At 42.5% G+C, this 12985-nt stretch carries 10 protein-coding genes and 2 pseudogenes; 4 read left to right on the top strand and 8 right to left on the bottom strand.

Annotated elements, in window-relative coordinates; translation table 11 throughout:
- Positions 1-421: 421 nt before the first annotated feature.
- The 3 genes from E6C74_RS10845 to E6C74_RS10855 form a co-directional block, all read right to left on the bottom strand.
- Positions 422-1681 carry an HD-GYP domain-containing protein gene (locus tag E6C74_RS10845; protein WP_136485012.1) on the bottom strand — a complete coding sequence of 420 codons (1260 nt, stop codon included), beginning with the start codon at positions 1679-1681 and terminating at the stop codon, positions 422-424.
- Positions 1682-1813: 132 nt separating this feature from the next.
- The gene (locus tag E6C74_RS10850) at positions 1814-2218 is read right to left on the bottom strand and encodes a glyoxalase/bleomycin resistance/extradiol dioxygenase family protein (protein WP_136485014.1); all 405 of its coding nucleotides are present in this window, start codon (positions 2216-2218) and stop codon (positions 1814-1816) included.
- A 127-nt stretch (positions 2219-2345) separates the two neighbouring features.
- On the bottom strand, positions 2346-3917 hold the full coding sequence (locus E6C74_RS10855) for a sensor domain-containing diguanylate cyclase (protein WP_136485016.1): 1572 nt from the start codon (positions 3915-3917) through the stop codon (positions 2346-2348).
- Positions 3918-4159: 242 nt separating this feature from the next.
- Here E6C74_RS10855 and E6C74_RS10860 point away from each other — a divergent pair, with 242 nt between their 5' ends.
- Positions 4160-5080 carry a homocysteine S-methyltransferase family protein gene (locus tag E6C74_RS10860; RefSeq protein WP_136485019.1) on the top strand — a complete coding sequence of 307 codons (921 nt, stop codon included), beginning with the start codon at positions 4160-4162 and terminating at the stop codon, positions 5078-5080.
- A 130-nt stretch (positions 5081-5210) separates the two neighbouring features.
- Here the strand turns inward: E6C74_RS10860 and E6C74_RS10865 are convergent, their stop codons facing one another.
- On the bottom strand, positions 5211-5444 hold the full coding sequence (locus tag E6C74_RS10865; RefSeq protein WP_136485021.1) for a hypothetical protein: 234 nt from the start codon (positions 5442-5444) through the stop codon (positions 5211-5213).
- A 620-nt stretch (positions 5445-6064) separates the two neighbouring features.
- Here E6C74_RS10865 and E6C74_RS10870 point away from each other — a divergent pair.
- The gene (locus E6C74_RS10870) at positions 6065-6493 is read left to right on the top strand and encodes a hypothetical protein (RefSeq protein ID WP_136485023.1); all 429 of its coding nucleotides are present in this window, start codon (positions 6065-6067) and stop codon (positions 6491-6493) included.
- Between the two features lie 95 nt (positions 6494-6588).
- On the opposite strand, the pseudogene E6C74_RS10875 reads toward E6C74_RS10870, so the two are convergent.
- A pseudogene (locus tag E6C74_RS10875) lies at positions 6589-7509 on the bottom strand (IS3 family transposase); the annotation flags it as partial.
- Between the two features lie 188 nt (positions 7510-7697).
- Here E6C74_RS10875 and dgt point away from each other — a divergent pair.
- On the top strand, positions 7698-9299 hold the full coding sequence (dgt, locus tag E6C74_RS10880; protein WP_136485025.1) for a dGTPase: 1602 nt from the start codon (positions 7698-7700) through the stop codon (positions 9297-9299).
- Between the two features lie 526 nt (positions 9300-9825).
- Positions 9826-10257: pseudogene (locus tag E6C74_RS10885) on the top strand (transposase); the annotation flags it as partial.
- Between the two features lie 175 nt (positions 10258-10432).
- Here E6C74_RS10885 and E6C74_RS10890 read toward each other — a convergent pair.
- From E6C74_RS10890 to E6C74_RS10900, 3 genes are read right to left on the bottom strand one after another with little or no spacing between them, the layout of a single operon-like run.
- The gene (locus E6C74_RS10890) at positions 10433-11038 is read right to left on the bottom strand and encodes a DUF4326 domain-containing protein (RefSeq protein ID WP_136485027.1); all 606 of its coding nucleotides are present in this window, start codon (positions 11036-11038) and stop codon (positions 10433-10435) included.
- Positions 11038-11490, bottom strand: coding sequence for a DUF488 domain-containing protein (locus E6C74_RS10895; RefSeq protein ID WP_240798174.1), 453 nt, complete (start codon positions 11488-11490; stop codon positions 11038-11040). Before E6C74_RS10895 ends, E6C74_RS10890 begins: the two co-directional genes overlap by 1 nt.
- On the bottom strand, positions 11483-12187 hold the full coding sequence (locus E6C74_RS10900; protein WP_206208405.1) for a hypothetical protein: 705 nt from the start codon (positions 12185-12187) through the stop codon (positions 11483-11485). Before E6C74_RS10900 ends, E6C74_RS10895 begins: the two co-directional genes overlap by 8 nt.
- Positions 12188-12985 lie beyond the last annotated feature (798 nt).

A 12985-nucleotide genomic window follows, 5' to 3' on the forward strand; every position in this document is an offset into this window, starting at 1 on the left:
ATTGCTCATTCAAATTTGGTCACTCAGTTCATTGATACCTAAGTTGATTCTTTAGAATCATCTTCGATTATCATCAACGAGTGCCCACACAGATTGATAGGTTTATATTGTTAAAGAGCGTTGCTTTTTCGAAACTTTCTTCTCAAAGCGGAGGTGCATTCTAGCGAGTTAATTTGAAGAGTCAAACACTTTTTCAAATTTATTTCTCAGAAGCTTTTCACCTCGCTGACCAGCGCTGAAGCCTTGTGGCGCCTGCCGTGTCAGTGAGGCGGCATTATAGAGAGTTGCTTCAACTTGGCAATACTAAAAATCACTTTTTTTATAAAAAAACGTTCGTTTGGTTATTAAACAAACGAACGACTTTTTATGCAGACTTTACTCTCAGCACACCCACAATTTACTCACAAAATACTGTGGATAACTAATCGTCACTATCAAAAAAATAGGAAATCCGTGAACGAGGATTGAGGTAATCACGAATTTTGTCCGGTAACTTATTCGGTAATATCGCACTGACTATCTTTATGTCTTTACTAGCCAGGTCAATAATCGGAGCCTGAGTACGTGGTACTGAAGGGTCATAGATAAGAACATTAGGAAACAGCAGATGCTTAGCATTCACCGAGATGACCAGCCCCACCATATCATTAGAGAGCTGAACCACTGTTCCGGGCGGAAACACCCCCATGAATTTGACCATGATATTGAGGTTTTCATGGTTATACAGATGGCGGCAATTCTTATAAAGGTGAGATAACGCGATATAAGGAATTTTTTGCTCAGCCACCACATTGGGGTGGCAAAGGTTATCAAACGCATTGGCGACTGCGACCACCTGCGCTAATTCATCAATCTCTTCTTCTTTATAGCCCTGCGGATAGCCAGAGCCATCATTCAATTCATGATGTTGCTCTATCACTCGCATTGCACTAGCCGGAAAGTCCTCTATATTAGCCGCTAACTCCTGACCATACTTGGTATGCAGTTTAAGGTAGTTTTTTTCCGGTTCGCTAAGCGGAGTCGGCTTTCTGACAATTGCACTCGGAACGCGCATTTTACCAATATCATGAAACAGACAGGCGAAGGCGAGCTCTTTTAATTTGTCGGCAGGAAATCCTTTGTTCTTTCCGATCATCATGGCAATCACTGAAACATTAAGTGAATGGAAATAGATGTCTTCAAACTCACTTTTGCTGTTCATCAGGTGCAGGGTGACGCTGTCCTCACTGAGCAGCTTGTCGACAACATCGTCGACCAGCTGCTTAGCTTCATCGACCGCATCCTGCGGACGATTACGAATTTTGTTCATAACCGCACGCATACGGGCCAGTGAGCGTTCAAATTCTTTCTCACAATGCAAAACCCGGCGCCGATAAGCATTCAGTTTCTCGATTCGTTTCTGCTTTTCCTGCCATAACTTGTCAGCTTCATCGTCAATCGCTGGGTCACTACTCTGTTCAGCTTCCGACTGCCCCTGAGTCTGTGGAGGTAAAGGCGAGGTATCGCTTTGGGCCGGATTCAAAAATACGTGCTGGATACCCAGATGCCGAATCAGGCGGATTTGCTCCTGAGTCGTAATCTTAAAGCTGTTAAACAGAAAAGGATGCTCATTCCATTTGACCGGCAAACGGATATGTAACCCAGGTTGCAGCCTATCGACCGTAATTTTGATACTTGCCACTCTATCACTCTGTCCTTGGTACGCAGGCTCCTACTAATCAGGGGCCTTGATATTAGGTGTTCATATATTAGAAGAACTCAATAATAAGGTCATCAATACAATACTCAGAGAGCTGCGTATAAAGCGAGATCTTCAACAAACTTCGCAATTAATGATCCAGCGAACACCGAACTGATCCTCAACTTTTCCGCATCGGGTGCCCCAGAACGTGTCTTCTAATGGCATCATCACTTTACCTTGTTCAGCTAACTGTTCGAATAATACGAGTTGACGATCAATGTCATCCATCACCACAGACAGTGCAATCTGATTATCTTTGAGTTCCTGCGTTGCAATGCCATCAGACAGCATTAACTTCATATGCTGCGTGACCAGTTCAGCATGCATGATCCAGTTCGGGTTAACGCCTTTAATCAGCTGTGGCGCTTCATGAAAATAGCGTTTGGTTAATACATGGCCATCAAAACACTGGCAATAAAAGTCGAGCGCCTGTTCACAGCGGCCGGAAAAAAATATATACGGTGTGAGGATAAACATAGACACCTCCTGCTTTTATAAGAAGCATAGTCGATTCCTCTCACCAAATCTGAATACTGGTATGTCGCTCTATAGAAAGGAACTCAGGCACGCAAAAGTCCAGCCAGCTTGTCTTCCGCATCTTTAGCTAACAATCACTCATCTCAGTACGGTTACGACCATTATGTTTGGCCTGATACAGTGCCATATCCGCCTTTTTCATCACTGATTCAATCGCCTCATCACCAGCGGACCAATATGCCACACCAATTGAAATAGTAATGGCTGGCACCATAGTGAAACTATGATTGGCCACTGAGGCCCGGATACGTTCCGCCACCTCATAAGCCCGGGCGATATGGGTATTACTGAGCAACAGGATAAATTCTTCCCCGCCTGCACGACACACAATATCTTGCTCCCGTGCCTGCTGTTTCATCAAACTCGATACTTCCCGCAACAGCTCATCACCCGCATCATGCCCATAGGTATCATTCACCTTCTTGAAATAATCCAAATCGAGCGCAAGCACAGAAAATGGCATCTGGCGGACGGTAAAACTCTCAATACTTTTTTCTAACCCACGTCGGTTCAACAATCCGGTCATAGCATCAGTTAAGCTATCGGACTGCAGTCGATCGATGGTGTTAGACGCAACTCCGAATGCACGTAAGAAACTCTGTTTGAGGTGAGCAGCCTCAAAGTACCAAGGTTTGACGAGTTTCATCTCATCCATGAGTGAACTGTCACTTTCAAGTTTCTTAACCGCGCTGGCCAGTTGCCAAAGTGGTTTTGAGATAAAAATCGCCGATATCCAGATAATAATCAGGGTGACGATACCTATCGGAATCGATTGCCACACCACTTGAAGCAACTGATCATCAAGAACCATCAACGCCTCTGCACGCGGTTTCTGCGCCACAATACCCCAACCAGATTGTTTAACCGGAGCATAACCAGCCAGCATTTCAGTACCGAAAACATTTAAAGTCTCGATGTGGCCGCTTTCACCACGTGCGACTGCGTTTATCGCAGCATTTTTCGTGATCACCTGACCGATGCGCCGATGGTCCGGGTGATAAATCAAAGTACGATTATGATCCACTACATACAGATATGAACCGTCACGATAACTGTGTTTACCCAGTAACGTGGCCAGCATGTTTTCCTGCTCCAGATAAATCGTGCCACTGACAAATCCCTGATAGTGGCCGGAAGCTGAAAAGATCGGATAAGAGATACTGGTAATATAGTTGCCCGCTGGAGAGACGAAAGGATCGGTAATCAGCGGCTTTTGTGCTGTGAGAGACTGGAGCGAGTTGACGCCGGTCAGAGCTATACCTGTCACTGGCAGCGTTTGCGGCGCAATCGCCTTAATCACGCCATCAGCGTTGACCACGACCACAGAATTAAATGAATCGGTCTGCTTTTTTAACCGTTCAGTTTCAGCTAACAACAATTCAGGATCCGCTATTTTATCACTCAGCACCGCGGCACTAAACGCGAGCTGATTGAGTGCTGAAGTCAAAAATGCATCTGTCATTTCGGCCATCTTCTCGGCATACACCTGATTAGAAGCCAAAGTATTGGCGATGATTAACTCTCTCTGCACCCGATACATGGAGTAAAATGCATTGATTAGGGTGATAAATGCCGTGAATAGGCACAACAGTAAAATGAGTCTTCTTAAATTTAGTTTATCTCCAGACACTTCTATCATTCCATTAACCGTTGCCTATTAGTTTTCTTCCGCCAAATTTCCGTGCACAATAATAGCGACAACTTCCTTCCCATCACATGCAATAAATCAGAGTACTAACATTGTTCACGTCCAAAAAATGACACTAAGCCAAGATTAAAGTGTGAATTTAATTCATAGTAACATTGAACAGAATTCAATTTGATACAAATCACAATATGGTTCAATAACCGCCATCATCCCACGTACTTCAGGCGCTTAAGATGAAAAAATTAACCATCATAGACGGTGGTATGGGCAGAGAATTAGAACGAATCGGTGCCCCGTTTTCACAAACAATGTGGAGTGCACAAGCACTGTTGGAAACACCAGGCTATGTGCGCCAGGCTCATCAAAATTTTATTGATGCCGGAGCGCAAGTCATCATTGCGAACAGCTCCGCTTGCGTACCCTTTTATCTCGGTCAAGAGTGCTATCAGGCCAAAGGTGAGTCACTGGCACGCGAAGCCGCGATTATCGCTCAGTCCGTCGTACAGCACGAAAAAGTGAAGCACCGGAATAAAGTTCTGGCTGCGGGTGCGTTATCTCCGCCGTATGGCAATGACGACCCTGACCTGTTTGATGCTGAATCTGCACTGGGTATCTATCACGCTCTGTTTGCAGCCCAAAACCGCTACGTTGATCTGTGGTTCGCAGAAGAGATAGCCAGTATAGCTGAACTCACATTAGTGCAATCGGTTCTGCAACACGCTCAACAGCCCTGTTACTACATTTTATCGCTGAGCAACGAAACAACCCCCGAGCTTCAGTTGCGCTCCGGAGAATCCGCTATTGATGCCATTGATTTTATCGTCCAGCACGGTGGCGAGGGTATTCTGTTTGAGAGTGAAACAACCGACGTCATTTCCCAGGCTATTACTCGTGCCGCGGAACGCATCAAGCGTGCAGATATCGAACTTGGCGGATACATCAATTTTTCCACCACCACAGACTCTGCGCTCACAGCACAAAACACGAGTACACCAAGCTCCGAACTCTCACCACAAAGTTACTTAGTATTAGCGCAGCATTGGTATCAACTCGGTGCCACTCTTTTCGGAGGATGTTGCGGAATCAGGCCGGAACATATCCAAGCGCTGGCTCGATGGCGTGATAGCCAGGAACCGTTGGTAGCTGTTGAATAATATTCATCTTCAGGCCGTGATAAACACAAACAATACCCCCCGAAAATTTCGGGGGGTATTGTTATTACCAAACATATTGCTCGACGCCCTAAGGCTCACTAAGCCAAATGAGCCAGACTGAATACCAGGCTCAGTTCATCACGATTTCGGTACACACGCCACTGTCACACTCCTCGATACGCAAAGGGTTACCATGCTTGTCACTGTACGTGGTTTTATAATGTTTACCTCGAATTTCACGAATCGCAGTCCACTCTTTACCTTCGCGGTCTGTACCACGTAAGTACTGACTGTTGCCCGCTTCTATTATTGTCCGGCTCCAGGTCAAACCGGTGGTGCTGTCTTTGCACTGCTCAAATACCATATTGCCAGTCTTAGACTTGTTACAATAAACATTCTCAGAACTCTCAAACGAATCGGCGCAAGCAGAAAAAACGAAGCCACTACAAACAAAAAATACCGCTAATCTATTTATCTTAATAATCATATAATGCGAAACCAAACCAAACGTAATACGATAAATTGCATATAAGCCACAAATTTTCGCGCACGATATCACATTTTTCGATCAGTTATCGTATATACATTGCCTGTTTTGATGAAAGTGAGACTAGCACCTTGTTTTAGTCAATGGATATTGTGTAATCACTTTATGTAAAATAAGTCGAGCCTTTGAAAAGAGTGCTTTTACACCTCAAACTGACATTTTATCCGTAAGCCTGCCTTGCAACTTACTGGTTACCAGACTATTCCAATTCAACATACCACCACTCGATCATCTGCCCGAAAAGCCATGGTGAGTAATCACATCTGATGCCCTTAGTCGAAGTGGCGCTCAAAGACCTAAATATCAGGACACAAAAATAAATGCAATTTTTTACGTCCATGGTTGAACTGCAACCGATGTCGCTACGTATCAGAGATAGTTGGCAGAAGTAGCGCTGACAAATCGTGTTTAAGATTACGCTGCAACAGGAAAATATTATGAAAAATCGTTTTACAGCTTCAGCAAAAACCTTTTGTCTTTTCACTGTACTAACTACCGCTTCTTCTCTGGCATGGGCCGGACATCATCTCGGCGTTAAAGCCACTGATCAGGATGTTTCCGGTGGAACAGTGTCTGCCAACATGATAATGGCGGGCGACAATGGCTGGATGGTGGTGCACCGCACTGATAAAGAAATGAAACCGGGTCCGGTGGTTGGTTATTCGCCGGTTAAGAAAGGCAATAACAGCGACGTCACAGCGATACTGACTGAACCGGTAAAATCTGGTGAGATGCTGATGTTAATGTTACACGGCGAAGCCGGCGGCATGAAAACCGGTATTTTTGAGTACACGTTAGGTGCCAAAGAAGATGGTCCGGTACGCGAAGACGGCAAACTGGTTATGAGTGTGATTACGGCCAAATAATCTGCAAGCAAACCATAACGATAAAGGGGACCTTGCTGTCCCTTTTGTTCTCCCGCCCCGTGTTCACTGAGCCCAAAACGACGGAAGTGTAGTGGTCAACTAAAATTGGCCACGGTTTTAGAGTTTTCCCAATACAGTCGTTCAGACTCATTGGGTGTTAGACCACCATTATATTGATGTGGTCTGAGTTGGCTGTAGTAGCCCGTGATGTATCGAGTTATATGTTCTCTCGCTTCGCTAAAACTCCGATAACCCGACACTGGTATCCATTCTGTCTTTAAGCTTCTGAAGAACCGTTCCATCGGACTGTTGTCCCAGCAATTACCTCACCTCGATAAGCTTTGCTTGATTTGATAACGCCACAGCAGTTGCCGATAAGAACGACTGGTGTAATGACTTCCTTGGTCGCTGTGGAACATCACGCCTTTGGGCTTACCTCGTGATTCAAACGCCATAGAGAGTGCCTTTCCTGTCAACTTGCTATCAGGCGAGACTGACATCGCCCAACCAATTGGCTTTCTCGCGAACAGATCGATGACAACAGCAAGATACATCCAGCGCTGTCCCGTCCAGACATACGTCACATCACCTACCCAGATTTGGTTTGGAGAGGTAACGGCAAATTGTCGAGATAGATGGTTGGGGGTCTCTACGTGTTCTTGTGATGCCTTTCGATAACGATGGTTCGGTGTTTGACCGCTTACCAGCCCTAATAATTTCATTATCTTAGAAGCTCGATAACGTGTCAGTTTTATACCTTGAGCTGTCACCATGTCGGCAATGCTTCTCGCACCAGCAGAGCCGTTGCTTGCCGTATGAACTTCTTTAATAAGACTTTTTAGCTTCACCAACTCTGGAGAAACACGCTTAGGGCGACAACGCCAGTATTTGTAACTGCTGCGGTGGACACTGAACACATGACACAGGGTTGTTACGTTAAAGCTCTGCCTGAGTTTCTCGATTATCGAGAGTTGTTCAGTGAGTCCGACATCAAGACAGCTGTTAAAACCACCTTGGTCGCAAGTGATCACCTATCACATTCAACTATCCCATTATGCCCCCTGACTTGCCCCCACTATGAGAACAACTAGAAATAGAGATATGAATCATGTTTTTCTGCATAATCTTTGCACCGAACATTTTTTATTCAACTCTGTATTAAACTTTAAACTCAGAATGATATATCAATGATGAAGGTTAAATAATGTCTACTTACCCATACATAAATAGTGCACGCTTACGAAAATCTAGTGTCGATGGTAGAAGCGTCTACGAAGAAGCTCTTAGTGATCAAGGAAGAGTGATATTCTCAGGTCCTTTTCGACGACTACAGTCAAAAGCTCAAGTATTTCCTCTAGAAGAAAACGCCTCCGTGAGATCACGATTAACTCACTCTATTGAGGTAGCCAACATTGGAAAATTTATTGCGAGAGAAATAATAAATAAGCTAAATTCCTGTTCAATAAAAAACAAAAATAAGAATTCATCACGACAGGAAATATGTGAGTTAGAACGGGCATTTGAAACTTTCTCAGAAACAGCTTGTTTAATCCATGATATCGGAAACCCTCCCTTTGGGCATTTTGGAGAGACAGCAATAAAACAGTGGTTTTCAATTAACGGAAATCAATCATTTATTAAATCCATATCAAATACAAACAAAGAAATAGCTCAAAGAAGAGAACAAGGTACCCATCCTGATTATTTAGCCCCAAATACTGACCATGAATACGAACACTACCTAAAACATGATTTTGAAAACTTTGATGGTAATGCTCAAGGACTGAGAATTATTTGTCGTGTACAAGGGGATTTTGATCGACTAGGGCTGAACCTGACAACAACTCAACTGTCAGGATTCATGAAATATGTAGCGTGTTCAGATAACATTGATAGGAGTGAAAATAGCTATTTCTCGAAGAAGCCAGGTTATTTCTTGACAGAAAAAGGAATTGTTCACGAAATTCGAAAAGTCCTTTTCGGTGATGAAAACATAAGAAAAAGACACCCAATAGCGTTTGTGATGGAAGCCGCAGATGATATTGCATACTGCATCAGTGATATTGAAGATGGTCTCGAGAAGCAAGTGATCTCCTTCGAATCTATTAAAATTGAACTAAAACCCTTATACATAGATGTCTGTAAAAAATACGGTATTAAGAAAAAAGTTTACAAACGTTTTTGGAAAGCGACTACAAACAAGATTTTTAAGGAAGTAAATGAGAATCCTCAATACACTTTATTTACCCGACTAAGAGTAAAACATATACTTCAGCAAGTAGATGGAGCATCCCAAATATATGTGGATAATCTGAAAGCTATCCGTGAAGGCAATTACAATCATTCTCTAATAGCAAAACCTAGTGTTCATCATGCTTGGTTGAAAGCACTAAAGATATACACGGAAAGAAACATATACCTAAGCCCCTCAGTTGTAACACCTGAACTCTCTGGCCTTAGTATCATAACGGGAATACTAGAAAAATATAAATGCATATTAGAATTAAGTGCTAATGCATTTTCACGGATAGTTGATCCTTTAGACGTTACCGTTAATGAAAAGGAGCTGAGTATTGAAACCCTTCTCATTTCTGGTTTACCAAGTAGCTACATTGAACTCTATAAAAGCTCAGTGAGTTCATTTCGTGAAGGCGACTACAAACCAGTCGGCGATAACTATTATACAAACGAATGGTTATTCAGAGCACATTTGATCCTCGACTATGTATCAAGTATGACTGATGACTTTGCTTTCAGAACATTCAAAATTCTATCGGGTAACAGCCATAAGCCACCTAAGTACTAAGTTGAAGAAAGTCGTATTAAGTAACAATAGGAATTGTATAGACTAAAAATTAAAAGCCGAACGATACAGTATGAAACCATATGGTTCGGCTTTACCCACCCCTATCACTAATAAACCTTGAACCGTTTCAGCTACTTGCCTCAGCGTTTTCACCTAGTCAGTGACCGATTACAAGGTTATCCGAATACCTATACACGACCTCAACTTTAAAGCTAAGGTGGTGCTCATGATGAAAGGTATTTGTTGTTGAACTGGCATCCAGTTCTGCTTTGATGATTGAGCCACTCATAGGCTATTGGGTTTTCAGAAATATCTTAGAATGGGAAATGCTCAGAATGCAAACCTAAAGCCATCATCTTCTGATAAAACGCTAACTCAAGTGGGTACGCTGTACCTGAATTAAAGAATGAGCTTTCTTCCCTACGACGACCATAAGCGGCATCAATTATATTTTCACCTGTAACAAGATTTCGACAGTAGTCCTGGATGAACAGCACAACGTCATCTAACTCTCGCTTGATGTCGTATGAAATATGTTGCCTCTAAGCATCAGAAGGCGTTTATGGCCGACTTGAAGCCAGTCTATCGGGCTGTGAGTAAAGAAGCGTCCGAGATGGAGTTGGATCGTTTGGAAGCCAAATGGGGACAGCAATACCCAATAGTGATTCGTTCCTGGCGGAACAAATGGGAAAATTTATCGGTTTACTTCAAATATCCAGAATACGTCCGAAAGGCTATTTACACGACAAATGCTATTGAAGCCGTACATCGCCAATTCCGCAAACTGACCAAAACTAAGGGAGGGTTCCCAAATGAAAATAGCTTGCTCAAGCTACTGTATGCTGGGATATTGAATGCTTCTAAGAAATGGACAATGCCAATACAGAATTGGAATATGACATTGTCTCAACTGGCGATTCATTTTGAAGGTCGCTTGGATGACGTCTTAGATATTTAGCCAAAATTAGCTGACACAGAATTCTGAACGCCCTCTAAATAACTCAGTGTTAGTTAAAAGCTGTGATCATATCGTTGTTCCTGATCTGATTGGTGTTGGTAAGCCTGATAAGCATACTTCTGAAAACGACTACACTTTCACTTTCCGCAGAAGCCAATTGCGCACCTAATACAACTTACTTCCCATCATCCCAAGCATTTAGATAATCGGCTAGTACATCACCGTGGCAAGCTTCTGGCTTACAAAAGCAACCTAATCTCTTACCTGCTAGCTCGTAGACTTTGTCTTTGTCAATGTTTGGAAATTTATCAAAGTCAAAATCATACTTAAACTTTCTAATCACTTCATCACGATCACCATGACCGTCGAACATTGAATACGGGTTTCCCCAATAGGAACCCCTCCCAATATATTGGTATGTTTCAGAGTCACCTTGCTTTTGATAGGTGGGATCTTTTTTAATATTGATGACTCTTGTGATTTTTATCTGGATAACTCTGAGTGGTATTTTTATTGTCGTTAATTGACTAACCTCTTCTCCAAATTCTTCGCCATCGTCAAAAACTATACCATGAGTTATATCTTCTTCCGACCAATTAGGATTTTCAACACTACCTACTATCATAGGCAGTTGCTGCGTAATCTGAGAAATAAATCCATTAAAGTCCTGAGGAAATACTACCGTCACGCCATCAAGACTACTCAGAATCCTTTCTACTTTGCGATAGAACTTGGGATAACAGTTAAAAACCTTTGGGTAAAGAATCAGTACTTTTGCCATTAGTATAAGTGCTTCACATTAAGTTTAAGTCCACTATGTTCACTAAGGTAATCAACCACAAGCCTCCTGTGACAAAAATCAGGCTCATGCTCACTACACATTAAGCATCCATTCTCAAGTAAGCCAGGCTGAATTAGTTCCTCAACACCTCTTTGAAGTAAAAGACTTCTGAATTGCACTTCATACTCATCCCAAGATATGGTGCCTTTTTTAAAACCGTCTAAGATCTGCTTTGTGGGAGCCAAGTGGGGTATGTGAACATAATCAATGCCGCAAAGCTCCTTCAACAAGAACTTCAAGTCGTCTCTTTTAGCAAAACCAGCTAACTGCGATACATTATTTAACCTAACGTCGAGTAATGTCTTAACGCCAGAATCTTTAAGGAGACCAAAAAACGTTTCTGCATTTTTCTTAGTAAAGCCTATTGTAAAAATATCGATATCCTTACTCATAGCTCCTTACCTCTCGATGAAATTGAGGGAATGTATATATTCCATTAACTTGCAACCAATAACCATCTCGCCCAGACACATCAAACCGACGACTTAGACCAATACGAAGATAAACCTCTTCCTGCCGATTAATCAAGTTTGTGACTTCATGCAACCTTCCATCATCCTGATGCTTTTTAGCAAAATCAAAAAAGCCTCTGTCTGTAATGGATAGATATGGATATCTGTGACCATCGTTATCTATCAGTGTCGCTTTGATTTTACCGGGTTTATACATATCTTCATGAATTGATAGCTGACAAGGTCTAACTCGCACTGTAATGATAGATACGTTCACTTGGGTATCGTGAGGAATATGCTTTTGCCCTTCGGCAAAGTCATAGTCAAAGCCTTCAACAATTGTATTAGACAATGAAGCGTCAAGCACTTGCTTAAACAATTCGCCACTACAAGCACCATGAAATTTAAGATCTGAATAGTTGGCATCTTCTGTATGAGGTAGCTCTAAAACAGCTTTAAAGTCTAGATTTCCTTTCAAGATAGCACCGGGGTGTATACCTAGCTCTTCACATCTTGCACTAAGAAGATAAGGCATTGGTCGAAAACATTCGCCTGTGTTAACGTCGATTGCAGCAGTACAAACCTTTTCATTAGTAGAGAATCGCGTCAAATCAGTAATGATAACTTCTCTCATCATTCAATCCTTGGGTCAATATCACATAAGAATACAATAGACTATCAACCTCCATGCATAAACCAGAGATTTCAGCTCAAGCTAGTGAGTGTGTGTGATTTTTGAAATGGAACACACTTAGCAGCTCTTTGCATATGTGAAGACTGACCTTAAGAACATATAACAATCAATAACGAAAGATAAAACTCTGCTCATCTTGATGGTTAGACTCCCATGTATTGACCCCTCAAAATGTATCAAATCGAGTATGAACAACCAGTTATATTTCCCCAGTGTTACCAACTACAAAGATTGGGAGCGACTATAACTCCACAACGCACCCACAATAGCTAAACTCTCCGATTAAGGGTTAGTAATAGCGATACCGAATCACCCTATAAAAGCCGACTCTAGTGGCTGTGCGTAAATTGGTTGACAGACCTATAATGGACTACCGAGTAGTGGTTAAGTAAGAGATTTATCAAGCTCTATCATGGTCGTTTTGAAATCTGTTAGTGTATGTACTACCCCAACGCCCTTACAACACACACCGCAAAACCGCCTATCTCAAACCGACTTTTCGACTATCCATCAAAACGATCAGTTGTTCCATAGAAACCAAACCAGCCCCCATAGCACCGTAAAATCACCATGGTCGTACCATGGTTCTTCTCGCTCGAAGTCCTTGATAATACTGGCTTGCGCGACGGCAGCTTTTTGCATTTGTTGGATTTACTAGGATTCCCTTGCGCACAGAAGCGACATGCGATGAACCATATATGGACCATGGGAGAAATTTTAAGGTTGATAAAGGGAGTCTAT

Origin of the sequence: Vibrio sp. H11, from assembly GCF_004804295.1 — a bacterium.
GTDB lineage: Bacteria > Pseudomonadota > Gammaproteobacteria > Enterobacterales > Vibrionaceae > Vibrio > Vibrio ostreae.